This is a genomic window from Cardiobacterium hominis (assembly GCF_900637305.1).
Lineage (GTDB): Bacteria > Pseudomonadota > Gammaproteobacteria > Cardiobacteriales > Cardiobacteriaceae > Cardiobacterium > Cardiobacterium hominis.
Genome location: NZ_LR134365.1, coordinates 2,059,686 through 2,075,380, shown reverse-complemented (window position 1 = coordinate 2,075,380; position 15,695 = coordinate 2,059,686). Strand labels below are relative to the sequence as shown.

The 15,695-nt window shown below is 58.7% G+C and carries 17 protein-coding genes; 8 read left to right on the top strand and 9 right to left on the bottom strand.

Going from position 1 to position 15,695, the window contains the following annotated elements; all coding sequences use genetic code 11:
* Positions 1–24: 24 nt before the first annotated feature.
* Complete coding sequence (locus EL199_RS10115; RefSeq protein ID WP_004141719.1) at positions 25–585, top strand: SbcC/MukB-like Walker B domain-containing protein; 561 nt, start codon at positions 25–27, stop codon at positions 583–585.
* Positions 582–1,757, top strand: coding sequence for a Wadjet anti-phage system protein JetD domain-containing protein (locus EL199_RS10110; protein ID WP_004141721.1), 1,176 nt, complete (start codon positions 582–584; stop codon positions 1,755–1,757). Before EL199_RS10115 ends, EL199_RS10110 begins: the two co-directional genes overlap by 4 nt.
* Before the next feature lie 180 nt (positions 1,758–1,937).
* Here EL199_RS10110 and EL199_RS10105 read toward each other — a convergent pair whose 3' ends face one another.
* From EL199_RS10105 to hemB, 9 genes are all read right to left on the bottom strand, one after another.
* On the bottom strand, positions 1,938–4,031 hold the full coding sequence (locus EL199_RS10105; RefSeq protein ID WP_004141727.1) for a prolyl oligopeptidase family serine peptidase: 2,094 nt from the start codon (positions 4,029–4,031) through the stop codon (positions 1,938–1,940).
* 51 nt (positions 4,032–4,082) lie between these two features.
* Complete coding sequence (locus EL199_RS10100; RefSeq protein ID WP_004141729.1) at positions 4,083–4,613, bottom strand: inorganic diphosphatase; 531 nt, start codon at positions 4,611–4,613, stop codon at positions 4,083–4,085.
* 71 nt (positions 4,614–4,684) lie between these two features.
* Positions 4,685–5,254, bottom strand: coding sequence for a dCTP deaminase (dcd, locus tag EL199_RS10095; RefSeq protein WP_004141731.1), 570 nt, complete (start codon positions 5,252–5,254; stop codon positions 4,685–4,687).
* 44 nt (positions 5,255–5,298) lie between these two features.
* A complete protein-coding gene (locus EL199_RS10090; protein ID WP_004141733.1) occupies positions 5,299–5,682 on the bottom strand; it encodes a hypothetical protein in 384 nt (127 codons plus the stop codon).
* Positions 5,683–5,792: 110 nt separating this feature from the next.
* Positions 5,793–6,836, bottom strand: coding sequence for an iron-sulfur cluster carrier protein ApbC (gene apbC / locus EL199_RS10085; protein WP_004141734.1), 1,044 nt, complete (start codon positions 6,834–6,836; stop codon positions 5,793–5,795).
* Entirely contained in the window at positions 6,833–7,609 is a 777-nt protein-coding gene (aroE, locus tag EL199_RS10080) for a shikimate dehydrogenase (RefSeq protein WP_004141736.1), read from the bottom strand. The genes apbC and aroE overlap by 4 nt, the downstream gene beginning before the upstream one ends.
* Before the next feature lie 182 nt (positions 7,610–7,791).
* Positions 7,792–8,991, bottom strand: a complete 1,200-nt coding sequence (locus EL199_RS13020; protein WP_004141738.1) for a DarT1-associated NADAR antitoxin family protein — start codon at positions 8,989–8,991, stop codon at positions 7,792–7,794.
* Positions 8,992–9,000: 9 nt separating this feature from the next.
* The gene (locus EL199_RS10070; protein WP_004141740.1) at positions 9,001–9,693 is read right to left on the bottom strand and encodes a DarT ssDNA thymidine ADP-ribosyltransferase family protein; all 693 of its coding nucleotides are present in this window, start codon (positions 9,691–9,693) and stop codon (positions 9,001–9,003) included.
* 137 nt (positions 9,694–9,830) lie between these two features.
* A complete protein-coding gene (gene hemB, locus EL199_RS10065) occupies positions 9,831–10,838 on the bottom strand; it encodes a porphobilinogen synthase (protein WP_040355750.1) in 1,008 nt (335 codons plus the stop codon).
* A 125-nt stretch (positions 10,839–10,963) separates the two neighbouring features.
* Between hemB and EL199_RS10060 the strand changes: the two genes are divergently transcribed.
* The 6 genes from EL199_RS10060 to EL199_RS10035 all read left to right on the top strand — a co-directional run bounded on the left by EL199_RS10060 (position 10,964) and on the right by EL199_RS10035 (position 15,693).
* Positions 10,964–11,635 carry a thiol:disulfide interchange protein DsbA/DsbL gene (locus EL199_RS10060; RefSeq protein WP_126316071.1) on the top strand — a complete coding sequence of 224 codons (672 nt, stop codon included), beginning with the start codon at positions 10,964–10,966 and terminating at the stop codon, positions 11,633–11,635.
* A complete protein-coding gene (locus tag EL199_RS10055) occupies positions 11,635–12,624 on the top strand; it encodes an aminoglycoside phosphotransferase family protein (RefSeq protein ID WP_004141745.1) in 990 nt (329 codons plus the stop codon). Before EL199_RS10060 ends, EL199_RS10055 begins: the two co-directional genes overlap by 1 nt.
* 32 nt (positions 12,625–12,656) lie before the next feature.
* Positions 12,657–13,316, top strand: a complete 660-nt coding sequence (gene murU, locus EL199_RS10050) for an N-acetylmuramate alpha-1-phosphate uridylyltransferase MurU (protein ID WP_004141747.1) — start codon at positions 12,657–12,659, stop codon at positions 13,314–13,316.
* A gap of 69 nt (positions 13,317–13,385) precedes the next feature.
* A complete protein-coding gene (gene ndk / locus EL199_RS10045) occupies positions 13,386–13,808 on the top strand; it encodes a nucleoside-diphosphate kinase (RefSeq protein ID WP_004141749.1) in 423 nt (140 codons plus the stop codon).
* Positions 13,808–14,911 (top strand): bifunctional tRNA (adenosine(37)-C2)-methyltransferase TrmG/ribosomal RNA large subunit methyltransferase RlmN, encoded by a 1,104-nt coding sequence (locus tag EL199_RS10040; RefSeq protein WP_004141751.1) that lies wholly within the window; start codon positions 13,808–13,810, stop codon positions 14,909–14,911. The genes ndk and EL199_RS10040 overlap by 1 nt, the downstream gene beginning before the upstream one ends.
* 2 nt (positions 14,912–14,913) lie before the next feature.
* The gene (locus tag EL199_RS10035; protein ID WP_232008293.1) at positions 14,914–15,693 is read left to right on the top strand and encodes a tetratricopeptide repeat protein; all 780 of its coding nucleotides are present in this window, start codon (positions 14,914–14,916) and stop codon (positions 15,691–15,693) included.
* Positions 15,694–15,695: the final 2 nt, after the last annotated feature.

The following is a 15,695-nucleotide window of genomic DNA, read 5'->3' as shown; positions in this document are numbered from 1 at the left end:
ACCCCGCCCGTCTTTGACGAACTGATGAACGAAAAAACCGCCACCGGCATGGGTGCCGCACAAAACGCCCTCGACGACTACCGCGAGTTCTACCACTACGACATCGAAATCCTGCGCGAAGACCGCGCGAGTGGCGAAACCCGGCGCGTAGAGTGGCTGAGCAAACGTATTGACTCCGGCTCCGGCGGTGAACGCCGCGCGCCGCTCTACGTCATCGCCGGCGCAGCATTGGCATCGGCCTGCCGCCTGACGCGCGGCGACAACAGCGGCCAGCGCCTGCTCGTCATCGACGAAGCCTTCATCAAAATGGACCCGGGCAACATCGTCGCCACCATGCGCTACTTTGAAGCACTGGGACTGCAAGTACTCATGGCGAGCACCGGCGACGCGCTGGGCATCCTGACGGCCTTCCTTGACCGCTATTACGACATCCTGCGGGATGCCGAAAAAAACGGCATCGTTCTCGACGGCCACGACGTCACCGCCGAAACCCGCGAACAATTACGCGCCGACCTGCCCGAATTTCATCCGGAACTGCTTGCAGCCGAAATCAGCCGACAAGCGGGTGAGGGCAGTGCGCCATGACTTCCCCGGCAGAAGAACTGGCACATCAGGCGCTGAGGCGGTTGCTGCGCGCCGCCGACAAATATGCGGCAGGCACGACGACGCGCCGTGCCGCCCTTTCCGGCAAAGCGCTGGCAGACTACCACCAGCTGCCCCGGCTACAAGACAAAGAAACCTATGACGCCGTCATGGCACACGCGCAAGCAGAAGGCGCGATTACCCTGACACGCCCGCGCCACGAACCGCAGAGTTTCATCAGCCGCATCGAACTCGCCGACGCAGCCAAACTGGCGGCCATCCTCGGCCAAGAAACCCGCGCCGCACAAATCCGGCACGCAACAGAGACCCTTGCCGCCTGCCTCGCCGACTACCCGGTCCTGCACGACGTCCTCGCTGCCTGGGCAAAACTGAAAAACGTGCGGCAAACCGCGCCGGAAGACGCCGGGCGTTGGCACGACGCCTGCCAAACCATCAACTGGTGCCGCGAACAGGAGCAGCGCGGCATCACCGAAAGCGCCGTGCGTGATGCCAGCGCGCTGCTGTTCAAAGACAGCAAACGCATCGAGAATCTGCATCCCTGCCTTGACGTGCTGCTCACCGGAAACCTCGCCGGTGAAGCGCGGCCGGAAACAGAAATCCTGCAAGAACTCGGCCTCTACCGCGAGCCGCAGCCGGTACGCCTCGCGGGCAACGTCCTATTGCGCCGCACGCGGGGCGATTTCCCGCCAGATTTCCCCTACAGCGCCTTGCCGCCGTCTGCGATTCATGGACTGGCCGCACAGCCCGCGCAAATCCTCACCATTGAAAACCTGACCACCTTTCACGTCTGGGCGCGACAACACGGCGACAGCAACACCCTCTGCCTTTATACCGCCGGTATGCCCTCACCGGCATGGCGCGCCCTGTATGGCCGCTTGCTTGCGGGACTGCCGCCGGACGTCCCCGTGTACCACTGGGGCGACATTGACGAAGGCGGCTTCCGCATCGCCGCCCTGATAAGCCGTTGCGCCGCAGCAAGCGGGCACACCCTGCGTCCCTGGAAAATGCGTCCGGCAGAAATTCCTGCCACGCAGCACCGCCCGGCCAGCGCACACACCCTCGCGCAAATGGTCAAATACGCCCGTGATGCGGGCTGGGAGGATATCGTGCGCGAATTGGAAGATGCGGGCATCGTCGCCGAGCAGGAAGGTTAAGTACTGGTGTTGGATATGAAAGACCGGGCGATGCCCGGTCTTTTGTCAGGTCTGAAAACAGCACCATAGGGTGCGCCTCGGCGCACCGTCGCGGAAGCATTTGTTTCTTAATTAATGGTGCGCCAAGGCGCACCCTATAACCCCCTACAACGAAACACCGTATGAGGTTTAGGAGGATTGTTATAGTCCCTTCGTCAGTTCGTTCCAGAGGAAGGTATAGGCGAGCGCGCTCATGTAGGCGCGCTGTTTGTTGTCGGCCGCGCCGCCGTGCCCGCCTTCGATGTTTTCGTAGTAGAGCGCAGTTTTGCCCGCGTCCAACATTTTCGCCATCATTTTGCGCGCGTGGCCGGGGTGGACGCGGTCGTCGCGGGTCGAGGTGGTGAACAGCACCGGCGGGTAGTTTTTCGCCGGGTCAAAGCGGTGGTAGGGCGAGTAGTTTTGCAGGTATGCCCATTCTTCGGGTTTGTCCGGGTCGCCGTATTCCGCCATCCACGAAGCACCGGCAAGCAGTTTGTGGTAGCGCTGCATGTCGAGCAACGGGACTTGTACGACGATGGCGCCGAAGAGTTCCGGGTATTGGGTGAGCATGTTGCCCATCAGTAGGCCGCCGTTGCTGCCGCCCTGGATGCCAAGGTGCTGCGCGTCGGCGATGCCGCGTGCGGCCAAATCGCGGGCGACGGCGGCGAAGTCTTCGTAGGCTTTGTGGCGGTTTTGTTTGAGTGCCGCCTGGTGCCAACGCGGCCCGTATTCGCCGCCGCCACGGATGTTGGCGACGACGTACACGCCGCTGCGGCCGCTCGCGGTTTTGCGGGTCAGCCAGGTTTTGCCGATGCCGCCGTTGTAGCCGGGGATGAGCGCGACTTCAAAGCCGCCGTAGCCGTAGAGCAGGGTCGGGTTTTTGCCGTCGGTTTTGAGGTTTTTCGGCCGGACGACGAAGTAGGGGATGCGCGTGCCGTCGGCGCTGGTGGCGAAGTGTTGTTCGACGGTAAGGTCGCTTGCGTCGAAGTAGGCGGGCAGGCTTTTCAGGGTTTCCGGTTCTTTGCCGATTTCTGCGAGGGCGAGGGTGGTCGGCTGGGTGTAGCCGGATATGGTCAGCCAGATTTGGTCGTTTTCGTCGGCGTCCACCGCGCTGGTGCTGGCGGTGCCGATGTCCGGCACGCCCGCAAGCGGGGTTTTTGCCCAGTTTTTCGCCGGGTCGTAAACGGTGAGGCGGGTTTTGACGTCTTCGAGGGTTTCGAGGATGAGGTAGTTTTTGGTCCAGGTGCTGCCGGAGAGCGAGGTGTGTTCGTCCGGGGTAAAGAGCGCGGTCAGTTCGCGTTTGCCCGCCATCCAGTCGTTGTAGTTGGCGATGAGGTAGCTGCCGGAGGGGTAGGTTTTGTCGCCAACGGTCCAGTCTTCGCGCGGGGTGATGACCAGCCAGTCGCGCACCACGCCTTTTTCGGCGGTATCGGGCACGTCGATTTTCACCAGTTTGCCGTCTTTCAGGCGTTGGTAGAGTTCTTTTTGGTAGAAGCCGATGACGCGGCTGACGAAGTCGCGTTCGTAGCCGGGGGTGCTGTCGTGCCAGGCGGCAACCATCATGTCATCGGCCTTGCCCTGGTAGATGATTTCGGCCTGGTCGAGCGGGGTACCGCGCGTCCACAGGCGGGCTTCGCGCGGGTAGCCGGAGCTGGTCATGCTGCCCTCGCCGAAGTCGGTCTGGATGTAGACGTGGTCTTTGTCTATCCAGCTCATTGAGCCTTTGGCTTCGGGGCGGTAGAAGCCGTCTTTGACGAATTCGCGTTTTTCCAGGTCGTATTCGCGGGTTTCGTCGGCGTCCGAGCCGCCGGCGGAGAGGCTGATGAGGCAATGGCGGTAGTCAGGGCGCAGGCACTCGGCGCCGTGCCAGACCCAGGTGGCGTTTTCCGCTTTGTTGAGCGCGTCGAGGTCGAGGATGACGTCCCACTGCGGGTTGGGCTTCTTGTATTCGTCCAGCGTGGTGCGCCGCCAGATGCCGCGCGGGTTTTTGTCGTCCTGCCAGTAGTTGTAGTAGTAGTCGCCGCGCTTGCCGACGTAGGGGATTTTTTCTTGGGAATCGAGGACGGCGAGGATGTCGGCTTCGGCTTGTTTGAAGTCGGGGCTGGTGGTCAATGCTTTTTCGGCGACGGCGTTTTGTTCGCGCACCCATTGCAGGGCGCGTTCGCCGTCGATGTCTTCGAGCCAGAGGTTGGGGTCTTGGGTGTCTGCCATGGCGGTGCTCGCTTGGATGAGGAGGAGGGTGAGGAGTTTTTTCATCGGGATGCCTTCCTGGGTGAAAAAAGCCCCGCGCGGGCGCGGGGCGGGAGGTTATTGCTGCTTCCAGCGGGTTTGTGAGTCGCGGATGACTTGTTTGGCTTCGCTGATGTCGCCCCAGTGGTCAACTTTGGTCGAGCCGGGTTTTTTCAGCGCTTTGTAGTTGTTGAAGTGGAATTCGATTTGTTTGATGAGTTGCGCCGGCAGGTCGGCCAGCGTTTTGATGGCGTCACCCGTTTGGCGGTCGTCCGCCGGGACGCAGACGATTTTGTCATCGACTTCGCCGTCATCGACGAATTTCATCACGCCGATGACGCGCGCTTGCAGGTACACGCCGGTCGGCAGCGGGGTGTCGGTGATGATGAGGGCGTCCAGCTCGTCGCCGTCTTCGTCGAGGGTTTGCGGGATGAAGCCGTAGTTGGTGGGCTTGGCGAAGATGAGCGGCTCGACGCGGTCAAGCATCAGCGCGCCCACTTTGCGTTTCCACTCGATTTTGTGGTTGGAGCCTGCCGGGATTTCGACAACGACGTTGATGATGCCGCCGTCCACGTCGCCAGCGTCGAGGATTTGGTTGAAGTCTGCCATGGGTTTTTCCTGTGTTGTGAAGGGGAGGGGATTATAACGGGATTCCCGCGTGTTCGTGACGCGGGGCGTTTTTAAGTGCGCGGCAGGGTAACGCCGGTTTGTCCCTGGTATTTGCCCGCGCGGTCTTTGTAGGAGATGGCGCAGGGCTGGTCGGACTGGAGGAAGAGCATTTGCGCCACGCCTTCGTGCGCGTAGATTTTCGCCGGCAGCGGTGTGGTGTTGGAGAATTCGAGGGTGACGTGGCCTTCCCATTCGGGTTCGAGCGGGGTGACGTTCACGATGATGCCGCATCTGGCGTAGGTGCTTTTGCCGAGGCAGATGGTGAGGATGTCGCGCGGGATGCGGAAGTATTCGACGGTGCGCGCGAGGGCAAAGCTGTTCGGCGGGATGATGCAGACGTCGCTTTCGATATCGACGAAGCTCTGCGGGTCGAAGGCTTTGGGATCGACGATGGCGCTGTTGATGTTGGTAAATACTTTGAATTCGCGCGCGCAGCGGACGTCGTAGCCGTAGCTGGAGGTGCCGTAGGAGACGATTTTGCGCCCGTTTTCGTCGTGGCTGATGAGGTTGGGCTCGAAGGGGTCAATCATGCCGTGTTGTTCGGCCATTTGTTTGATCCAGCGGTCGTTTTTGATGCTCATGAGGGTTTCCGGGTTGGGGGTTTCAGGAGGTCGCGGGTGATGGGCTAGAAACTGCGCGCGTCCACCAGCCAGCCGCGGTCGTCCGTGTGGATGATGAGGATGTCGCCGAAGGGGGCGCTGTTGCCGTCTTTGCTGTGAACGGTGACGCGCACGAGCTGGTGCTGCGTGTCTTTGACGCCGGTTTCGTCGATACTGAAGCGCTCAATGCCGCCGTGTTCGGCGAAGATGCGGGTGATGTCGCCGTTATCAATCATTTTTTGGAAGGCGTCGCGTTGGTCTGCCGGGATGGCGAGTTGGGCGACGGCGGCAGCGCCTTGTTGGTCGCGCACGGCTTCAAAGAAAAGGCGAGCGGCGTCCAGCGCGCTGTCAGCGGCGTGGGCGAGCGGGAAGGCCAAGGCGGCGATGAGGGGGAAGAGGTGTTTTTTCATTGTTTTGGGTGAATAAGGTGTCATTCAGCATTGATTTGTGTGGTGTTGGGTTACGCGAGTTCCTCGCTCATCCAACCTACGACGCGAACGCATCCTGTAAGTCCGCGGTTTCAGCGTTCGATCACGATTTTCGGGAATGCCTGCGTCTCGCTTTTTTGTCTGGCGGCGAGGTGGGCGGTGGTGCGCAGCGCGATAGTGCGGTAGCGCCGGGCGATGTCGCTGTCGGGTTCGGCGGCGGTGGTCGGGTTGCCGTTGTCGGTTTCTTCGCGGATGCGGATGTCCAGCGGGATGTCGCCGAGGTAGGGCAGATGGTGGCTGACCGCCAGCAGTTTGCCGCCGTCTTTGCCGAAGATGTGCGCTTCATGGCCGCAGTTGGGGCAGGTGTAGCTGCTCATGTTTTCGACGAGGCCAAGTACCGGCACGGCGACTTTGTCGAACATGGTTTTCGCTTTTTTCGCGTCCAGCAGGGCGATGTCCTGCGGCGTGGTGATGATGACCGCGCCTGCCACCGGGATTTGTTGCGAGAGGGTGAGCTGGGTGTCGCCGGTGCCGGGCGGCAGGTCGATGATGAGGTAGTCAAGGTCTTTCCAGCGGGTTTCGCGGAAGAGTTGCAGGAGGGTTTGGGTGACGATGGGGCCGCGCCAAATCATCGCGGTGTCTTCTTCGACGAGGTCGCCGAGCGAGAGGGTTTGCAGGCCGTGGCGGACGATGGGCTGCATGGTGTGGCCGTCGGTGCTTTCCGGGCGGGTCGCGCCGCCGAGCATGCGCGCCTGGCTGGGGCCGTAGATGTCGGCATCGAGCAGGCCGGTCGCCGCGCCCAGTTGGCTCAGGGCGATGGCGAGGTTCACCGAGAGGGTGGATTTGCCAACGCCGCCTTTGCCGGAGGCGACAGCGATGATGTTTTTTACGCCGGGGTAGGGCTTCAGGCCGCTTTGGACGTTTTGGCTTTCGATGCGATAGTCAAAGTGCAGTGCGCTGGTGTCGATGCCGAGTGCTTGCAGGCCGCTGCGCCAGCGGGTTTCTTCGCTGGCTGCCGGGAAGCCGGGGGCGAGGGTGATGCTGCCGTCGCTGTTTTCGCGGATGGCGCCGGGGTGGGCGAAGGGTTGCAGGTCGAGGATGGGGTCGCGGTAGTTTTTCAGCAGTTCGGTGTTCATAGCGGGAACCATTGTTGGAAGGAGAGGCGGGCTTGCGCGACGAGCATGCTGTAGCCGTCGTGCGCGGTGATTTGTTGTGCCGCCGCCCAGGCGAGGAATGGCGTGCTTTTGCCGTATTGCATGTCGTAGGCGCGGCTGTTGCAGTGGGCGAGGTTGGCGGGCAGGGCGAGCGGTTGGTCGGTTAGGCCGGTCGAGGTGGCGTTGATGATGAGGTCGTAGGGCGCGCGGGTGGTGAGGTCGGTGAGCGCATAGGCGGCAAGCGGCACGCGGGTCAGCAGTTGTTGGCTGGCGATGATGGCTTCGGCGTTCGCCAGTGTCCGGTTGGCGAGGTGCAACGCCGCCGGCTTCGCCTCGCACAGCGGCAGGATGACGCCGCGCGCTGCACCACCCGCGCCGAGGATGAGGATGCGGGCGCCGGCGAGGCTGATGCCGTGCTCTTGCAGGGCGAGGCGGAGGCCGCGTCCGTCGGTGTTGTCGCCGCAGAGTTGGCCGTTTTCTTGCCACAGGGTATTGACGGCTTCGGCCGCTGCGGCATACGGCGTGGTGCGGCCGCAGAGGCGGTAGGCGGCTTGTTTGTAGGGAACGGTTACGTTCAGCCCGCGCCCGCCGTCGGCAAAGAAACGGGCGACGATGACGGCAAAGTCCGCCTCATCTGCGGCGAGGATACGGTCGTAGCGCAGCGCAATGCCGCGCGCGGCGGCGAATCCGGCGTGGATTTCCGGCGAACGTGAGTGGGCGATGGGGTTGCCGATGACGGCGCAGTGGTGGGGCATGGTTTTGTTAGATGGTCGTTTACATACAGGGTAGCGACTAAGGTGTATGTATAGCGATGCACCGAAAAGATTAATCAGTGATGCTTTATCTCTTTGGTACCTAAATTTTTAGGTAGGTGTCTATACGTTATACCTTAAAAAACTCTGCCATTTGACAGAATTTTTTAAAAGAAAATAAAAACTCAAGCCGCAAAAAAATTCCATAAAAAACCATCAGGGTCTGAAATATAGCCACCATATTTACCTTTATCTTTACAGGGGGATTTGGAGATTTTTATATTTTTACTGGCAAACCAGCTAAATAAACGATCTACTTCTTCACGGGTTGCAACACTATGCGATAAGCTGAAAGGGTAAGGAATATTGCCATTGCTACTTTTACGAGGACGCAGCACCAAAACTAGGATATTATTAACTTGAAAACGTACCACGCCATCATTACTATTTTCAATTTCTCGCCAGCCAAAAATATTACGATAGAAATACCGTGAGTCTTCAATACTGGCGACACCTAACGTAATTTCATGAATGTTTTGCGATATAACAGGTTGTGTAAAGATGATTGCTGTATTGGCGATATTAGTATTGCTAGCTTCTTCCTTCTTTTTTATAGATTCCGAAGGAAAAAGAGATGGTTCTTCTGTCATTGAATTATGCGAATTGTATTTTTTCTGTTTACGATGCTCTCCATAACTTACTCCTCTATAAAGCTGATATTTGTCCGCAGTACCAAATGGATCCTCAATAAATTCTTTGAGGCAGTTAGTGGAGTGAAGAGAAATAAAAAGTGCCAAAGTTCGCGCTTGGCAGCTAAACGATTTTTTTGGATTAAACTCAATGTCACTAAAGGCATCAAACACTTCATTAATCAACTGATTTTTTAGTTCAATATTATTATTCCCATATAAAATCTTAGAATAAAGCCAGTCATAAAATAAACTTTTGGGTTCTAATGGGAATTCCTTGCCATTAAACAAGAATTTCAGCATCGCGCCACTTTCCTTCAAACGCAGATCTTTTTTTGCAGCGCGGGGAGATACATGGCGTAAATCCAAAAAAGCACCACCATTTTCAAATACTTTGCTACTTTGAAAAAGGTTCTCAACAGGAACGCCGTCTTCATCCTTTAGAAAAAAAGCGCTTAGTGGCAGACCAAGTGGCTGCTCTGATTTACTGGAAGCCTCTAAAATATTCTTGAAGCCCTTTTTCTTAGCTTGCTCATGCAGGCTGGTAATAGAACGCTTTTTCACAGCAGCACTCATGCCCATATGCCAATCAAACGTTATCAATTCTTCACTCACACCAGGCGCGTTAGGATTGGGGATAAAAATAGGTCGTTTTGCTCTCCCAATAGCGCTGAATTTATTCTTTTGAGTTTCCATGAATTCTCCTTAAAAGTCAATTTCTATAATATTATCAGGGTCGTAAGTATTATTGGGTTTTGGATAAATTAGCCTTTCTGCTGGAATATTGCGATATCTTTGTGGGTTTAGAAAGAGTTTGCCTGCAAGTATTTGGACGTCCTGATAATCTAGTGGAATATTATAAGTTATTATCCGCATAATATGTTGGGGTGATATTTGCTCTAAACATTGGACTTCTGCTTGATCAGAGGTGGTTTCTGCAGCGCTTAAATGGGAGGATCTGCGAATAATTTGTGACTCTTTTCCACTTTTCTTATATTCAACTTCTTCTGCAAAGATTTCTTTAAATGCGTCTATGCCCATAAAATCTTCTATTGGACGTCTTCTTAAACTAGCAGTTGCTGCATTATGTGGGTAAAATAGACACTTTCTCATAAAAAGTACATCGGGCGAAATTAGTAACAATGCTAAATGATGTCCTTCTCGTTGCTTCTGCTCAAGCATCCATCTATTAGGCTTACTAATGGTCATACAAATGGCACTCCTGACGTTATCCGCGCGAGTACTATCGGTAATAGTAGCACCACATGGCATTTCATTACGCAATAAAAGTCCATAATTTTTAATATGTTCTAAATTATTCTGCGGAGTAAAATGACAGAGATATTTGATTTGTCTGCGCTCTATTTCCTGATAAATAGAGTTATTATATCTATCCATAGTTCTCTCCAATTTTATTGATATAGCAATCTACTGAAAGCTTCATACGGTGTTGCGCCGCTTCGCCGTACTATCTGTACTGTCTTCGGCGTTGCTCTTTGTGTAAAACTTTGAGTATATCGCTATAAATGGGAAGGTTATGGGCGTTGTAGCAGCTGCGCCGCGTCTTTGGCGAAGTAGCTGATGATGATGTCGGCGCCGGCGCGTTTGAAGGCGAGCAGGGTTTCGAGGATAACCGCTTCGCGGTCGAGCCAGCCTTTTTCAAAGGCGGCATTGAGCATCGCGTATTCGCCGCTGACTTGGTAGACGGCGAGCGGGAAGGCGAACTGGTCTTTGGCGCGGCGCAGCACGTCGAGGTAGGGCATGCCGGGTTTGACCATAACGAAATCCGCGCCCTCGCTGATGTCCAGCGCGATTTCGTGCAGCGCTTCGTTGCTGTTGGCCGGGTCCATCTGGTAGTTGCGTTTGTCCGCCTTGCCGAGGTTCGCCGCAGAGCCGACCGCGTCGCGGAAGGGGCCGTAGTAGGCGCTGGCGTATTTGGCGGAATACGCCATGATGCGCACGTTTTCGTGGCCGTTTGTTTCCAGCGCCTGGCGGATGGCGCCGATGCGGCCGTCCATCATGTCCGACGGCGCGACGATGTCCACCCCCGCGTCGGCATGACTCAGCGCCTGTTTGATGAGGGTGGCGACGGTGGTGTCGTTCAGGATGTAGCCAGCTTCGTCAGTGATGCCGTCCTGACCGTGGATGGTGTAGGGGTCAAGCGCGACGTCGGTCATCACACCCAGCTCGGGGTAGGCGGCTTTGACCGCGCGCACCGTGCGCGGGATGAGTCCGTCCGGGTCGTAAGCGGCGGCGGCGTCCGCGCTTTTGTATTCGGGACTGATGACGGGAAACGGCGCTATCGCCGGAATGCCGAGCGCGACCAGCTCCGCGCATTCGGCGAGCAGCAGGTCGATGGAAAGGCGGTACACGCCGGGCATGGACGGCACCGCCTCGCGCTTGCCTTCGCCCTCACAGACAAAGACGGGCAGGATGAAATCGGCGGCGCTCAGGGTGGTTTCGCGCATCAGGCGGCGGGTAAAGTCGTCCTTGCGGTTGCGGCGTTTGCGCGTCAGCGGAAAAGATTGCGGGGGCAGGTGCATGGCGGTGTCCGGTAGAAAAAACGGGCGCATCTTAGCATGCGGTATTACCGTTCGGATAACCCGCTGTCGCCTAAGCGCGAGCCGTTATAATGCGCGCCTCTTTTGGTACCCACACGGAGTTTAATATGTTGAAAAAATCCCTGACCGTCCTCGCCCTTGCCGCCGCCCTTGCTACCGTCGCCCAGGCACAACCGGTGAAATACCGCGAAGGCGCTGATTACACCGTTCTGCCCGTCGCCGTTGAAGACATCAAACCGGGCGAAATCGTCGAATTCTTCTGGTACGGCTGCCCGCACTGCTACCACATGGAGCCGGCGCTGCAAAAATGGCTGGAAAACGGCATTGACCCGGCGCTGAAATTCACCCGTGTTCCGGCCGTTACTGCGAACTGGGCGGGCGGCGCGCAAATGTATTACACCGTGCGCGAGCTGGGCATGGACGAAAAAGCGATGGATGAAAAAATCTTCGAGGCCGTCCACAAAGACCGCAAGCGCGGCATCATTTTCGACAAAAAAGAAGCCATTGCCTTCCTCGTCGCCAACGGTGCCAAACAGGAAGAGGCTGAAAAAGCCTGGGACTCACTCGCCGTCAAAGAAAAAGTGAACCGCGCCAAAAACCTCTTTGAAGCGAGCAAACTCGAAGGCGTACCGGGATTTGTCGTCGATGGCAAATACGTGCCGAACTCCAGCGAAGACTACCCGCGCCTCTTTGACGAACTGAACACGCTCGCGACCAAACCGGAAGCCAAACCGGCAGAAGCAGCGAAGCCTGCCGAAGAAGCGAAACCCGCCTCCTGATGCAAACCCCAACCGAAAACCGCGAAAGTGCCCGCCGTGCTTTCGCGGTTTCTGCATTGGGCGCGGGCATCACCCTCACCGCGCTCGGCGGCGATGCCAGTTTCCGCCGCTACTTCCGCGTGCAGGATGGCGACCGCTCCTTCATCCTGATGGACGCACCGCCCGAACACGGCGGCGTTGCACTATTCCAAACGCGCAGCGACCAGTTCCGCGCCTGCGGTCTGCCGGTGCCGGAAATCCACGCCGCCGATACCGCGCAAGGTTTGCTGCTGCTGCAAGACTACGGCGACCGCTGGCTCTATCACGACCTCGCCGCCGCGCCGGAAGCGGCGATGACCCAAGCGCTCGCCCTGCTCGGCGACTGGCAACAGGCGACCGCCAACCTGCGCGATGCCATCCCGCCGTATGAAACCGCCCGCCTGCACACCGAAGCCGCGCTCATGCGCGAATGGTTTTTGCCGTGGCTTGGCATCCACGCAGACAGCGCGCCGTTACAGGCGCTGGAAACGCGGCTGGCAGAAGAAGTCAGCGACAACGCCGTCTGCGTGCACCGCGACTACCACTGCCGCAACCTGATGCGCTGCAATGATGGCAGCATCGGCATTCTCGACTATCAGGATGCGCTGTGGGGGCATCCCGCCTACGACCTCGTTTCCCTCACCCGCGACTGCTACCTGCGCTACCCGTCTGCCGACGTGCGCCGCTGGGAAGAAGCCTTCCGTGTCCGCCACCATCCGGCGGTTGCTGCGCAAGACTGGGCGCGCGCCTGCGATGCCGTGTCGCTGCAACGCCACCTGAAAGTGCTGGGGCTGTTCGTCCGCCTCGCCACGCGCGACGGCAAAAGCGGGTATCTGGCCGACCTGCCGCGTGTGCTCGCCTACGCCTGCGAAGAAGCCGCCGCCCTGCGGGAATACGCACCGCTGGCGGAAGTGCTGACGAGCGCCGCCCCGCGCTTAACAGCGCAGTTGCAGCAAATACAGACACAATAAGCGTATAAATTTCCTGAAGCGGAAACATCAACATGAAAGCCATGATCCTCGCCGCCGGGCGCGGCAAACGCATGGGGGCGCTGACCGCCGACCGCCCCAAACCGCTGTTGCGTGTCGGCAGCGACAGTCTTATCGGCTGGCAGTTGCGGCGCCTTGCGCACGCCGGGTTCCGTGAAGTGGTCATCAACCTCGGCTATCGCGGCGCGATGATTGCCGACGCGCTCGGCGACGGCAGCGCTTACGGCCTGCGCATCCATTATTCGCGCGAGCCGGAGGAAGGGCTGGAAACCGCCGGCGGCATCATCCAGGCCTTGCCGCTCTTGGGCGATGCGCCGTTTCTCGTCGTCAATGCCGACATCTGGTGCGACGCCGACCTGCACCGTTTCCGCGAAAACCGCCCGGCGGACAGCCTCGCCCACCTCCTGCTCGTGCCGACGCCCGCATGGAAAGCGCGCGGCGATTTTTCCCTTGCCGGGCAAATGCTGATTGCGGGCGAAACGCTGACGTTTACCGGCATTTCCGTGCTGCATCCGCGCCTGTTCGCCGGCGTTGCCCCCGGTTTCCGCCCGCTCGCCCCCATTCTGCGCGAGCATCTGCCGCGCGGCGAATTGAGCGGCGAGGAGTACGGCGGCGTCTGGCAGGACATCGGCACACCGGAGCGTCTCGCCGCCCTGCAAGCACAATACGACTAATTTCAAACGTCGCCCGATGTGCTACCATACCGCCCGTTTTTAACCTCACACCATCTTCACGGAGTCTCCATGCCCGCGCAAATGACGCTCTCCATCATCAAACCCGATGCCGTGCAAAACCACCATACCGGCGCCATCCTCGACCGCCTCGAAAAAAACGGCCTGGAAATCGTCGCCGCCAAAATGCTGCGCCTTAGCCGCGACGATGCCGCCCGTTTCTACGACGTTCACCGCGAACGTCCTTTTTTTGCCGAACTGGTCGAATTCATGACCTCCGGCGCGGTGATGGTGCAAGTGCTGCGCGGCGAGGATGCCGTCGCCCGTTACCGCACACTCATGGGCGCGACCGACCCGAAAGAAGCCGCCCCCGGCACGCTGCGTGCCGACTTTGCCGAAGACAAGGGACGCAACGCCGTGCACGGCTCGGACAGCCTTGAAAACGCCGCGCGCGAAATCGCCTTCTTCTTCGCCGAACGCGAGCTGTGCCGCTGATGGCAGACAAAATCAACCTGTTCGATCTGGACCGCGAGGCAATGACCGCGTGGTTCATCGACAACGGCGAAAAACCCTTCCGCGCCAAACAACTGCTGAAATGGATTTACCACGAGCGCGTCACCGACTTTGACGCGATGACCGACCTCAGCAAACCGCTGCGCGAAAAACTGAAAAACATCGCCGAACTGCGCTTCCCGACCATCATCGCCGACAAAACCGCCAGCGACGGCACACGCAAATGGATTTTCCGCTACGACTGCGGCAACAGCATCGAAGCCGTCTTCATCCCGGAAGACGACCGCGGCACCCTCTGCATCTCCTCGCAGGCAGGCTGCGCCCTGGCCTGCCCCTTCTGCTCCACCGGCCACGCGGGCTTTAACCGCAACCTCACCACCGGCGAAATCATCGTCCAGGTATGGCTTGCCAAAGACATCCTCAACTGCGACCGCCACGGCAACAACCGCGTCGTGACCAACGTCGTCCTCATGGGCATGGGCGAGCCGCTGGTGAACTTCAACAACGTCCTGCCCGCCACCCGGCTGATGATGGACGACCACGCCTTCGGCCTCTCCAAGCGCCGCGTGACCCTGAGCACCTCCGGTATCGTCCCCGCCATCCACGCCCTGCGCGAAGTGACCGACCTGAGCCTCGCCGTCTCGCTGCACGCGCCGAACGACGAACTGCGCAACCAAATCGTCCCGGTAAACGCCCGCTACGGCCTCGCCGCACTGCTTGACGCCTGCCACCAATACGTGCGCCATAACGGCCAGCACGGCGGCGTCACCTGGGAATACGTCATGCTGCGCGACGTCAATGACAGCCTGGAGCACGCACGCCAACTGGCCGAACTGCTGCGCGGCATCCCCGGCAAAATCAACCTGATCCCGTTCAACGCCTTTCCCGGCAGTCGCTACCAATGCTCACGCCGCAGCGACATCCTCGCTTTCCAGCGCTACCTGACCGAAAACGGTTACGTAGCCACCATCCGCAAAACCCGCGGAGAAGACATTGACGCTGCCTGCGGGCAGCTGGTGGGGCAGTTCAAAGACCGCCTTATCCGAGAACGCAAACAAACCAGAAAAGAGGTGGAAACCGTATGAAAATGAAAAAATTTCCCCTGCTCTGCGCCGCCGCGACGGTGCTTTTGGGCGGCTGTAGCACATTCGGCTTTGGCGGCAGCAACAACGATGACGACAACGTCCCCACCGTCGTCAAGAAAAAAGCCGACTACGGCCAAGCCTACAAAGACTACGTCGAGCTGGGCGCGCAATACCTGCAAATGGGGCGCTACGACCTCGCCGAACCCAAACTGCAACGCGCCATCGAAATCGACTCGCACCCGCCGGAAGCCTGGAACATCCTCGCCGTCCTTTACGAAGAAAAACGCGATATCGCCTCCGGCAACCAGGTGTACCAAAAACTGATTCACAGCCATCCCGAATACCTGCTCGGCTATACCAACTACGCCACCTTCCTCTGCAAATTCGACCGCGACAGCGAAATGCAAACCCTGCTCGGACAAATGCGCGGCCGCAATGCCGAATTCAAAGCTGCCGCCGGTATCGCCGAAGGCAACTGCATGCAGCGCCGCGGCCAGAGTGGCACCGCCGAAAACGCCTACAAACAGGCGCTTGCCGCCAACCCGCAGGCCGAAGGCGCGCTCTTGCCGCTGGCACAAATCTCCCTGCAAAAAGGCGACTACGCCAGCGCCTTGCGTTACCTGCGTGTCGTGCACACCTACGTCGGCTACAGCCCGGAAAGCGTCAAACTCGGCATTGAGGCGGCGCGCAAAAGCGGCGACACGCGCATGGAAGAAGAACTGGTACGCGTCATGCGCGGCAACTACAAAAGTACCCCTGAGGCAAAAGCGCTAGGAATCTGACC

What these genes read in the sequence shown, in the direction of transcription:
- EL199_RS10115 (WP_004141719.1), top strand. Translation starts at nt 25, where the DNA reads ATGAACGAAAAAACCGCCACCGGCATGGGTGCCGCACAAAACGCCCTC.
- EL199_RS10110 (WP_004141721.1), top strand. Translation starts at nt 582, where the DNA reads ATGACTTCCCCGGCAGAAGAACTGGCACATCAGGCGCTGAGGCGGTTG.
- EL199_RS10105 (WP_004141727.1), bottom strand. Translation starts at nt 4,031, where the DNA reads ATGAAAAAACTCCTCACCCTCCTCCTCATCCAAGCGAGCACCGCCATG.
- EL199_RS10100 (WP_004141729.1), bottom strand. Translation starts at nt 4,613, where the DNA reads ATGGCAGACTTCAACCAAATCCTCGACGCTGGCGACGTGGACGGCGGC.
- dcd (WP_004141731.1), bottom strand. Translation starts at nt 5,254, where the DNA reads ATGAGCATCAAAAACGACCGCTGGATCAAACAAATGGCCGAACAACAC.
- EL199_RS10090 (WP_004141733.1), bottom strand. Translation starts at nt 5,682, where the DNA reads ATGAAAAAACACCTCTTCCCCCTCATCGCCGCCTTGGCCTTCCCGCTC.
- apbC (WP_004141734.1), bottom strand. Translation starts at nt 6,836, where the DNA reads ATGAACACCGAACTGCTGAAAAACTACCGCGACCCCATCCTCGACCTG.
- aroE (WP_004141736.1), bottom strand. Translation starts at nt 7,609, where the DNA reads ATGCCCCACCACTGCGCCGTCATCGGCAACCCCATCGCCCACTCACGT.
- EL199_RS13020 (WP_004141738.1), bottom strand. Translation starts at nt 8,991, where the DNA reads ATGGAAACTCAAAAGAATAAATTCAGCGCTATTGGGAGAGCAAAACGA.
- EL199_RS10070 (WP_004141740.1), bottom strand. Translation starts at nt 9,693, where the DNA reads ATGGATAGATATAATAACTCTATTTATCAGGAAATAGAGCGCAGACAA.
- hemB (WP_040355750.1), bottom strand. Translation starts at nt 10,838, where the DNA reads ATGCACCTGCCCCCGCAATCTTTTCCGCTGACGCGCAAACGCCGCAAC.
- EL199_RS10060 (WP_126316071.1), top strand. Translation starts at nt 10,964, where the DNA reads ATGTTGAAAAAATCCCTGACCGTCCTCGCCCTTGCCGCCGCCCTTGCT.
- EL199_RS10055 (WP_004141745.1), top strand. Translation starts at nt 11,635, where the DNA reads ATGCAAACCCCAACCGAAAACCGCGAAAGTGCCCGCCGTGCTTTCGCG.
- murU (WP_004141747.1), top strand. Translation starts at nt 12,657, where the DNA reads ATGAAAGCCATGATCCTCGCCGCCGGGCGCGGCAAACGCATGGGGGCG.
- ndk (WP_004141749.1), top strand. Translation starts at nt 13,386, where the DNA reads ATGCCCGCGCAAATGACGCTCTCCATCATCAAACCCGATGCCGTGCAA.
- EL199_RS10040 (WP_004141751.1), top strand. Translation starts at nt 13,808, where the DNA reads ATGGCAGACAAAATCAACCTGTTCGATCTGGACCGCGAGGCAATGACC.
- EL199_RS10035 (WP_232008293.1), top strand. Translation starts at nt 14,914, where the DNA reads ATGAAAAAATTTCCCCTGCTCTGCGCCGCCGCGACGGTGCTTTTGGGC.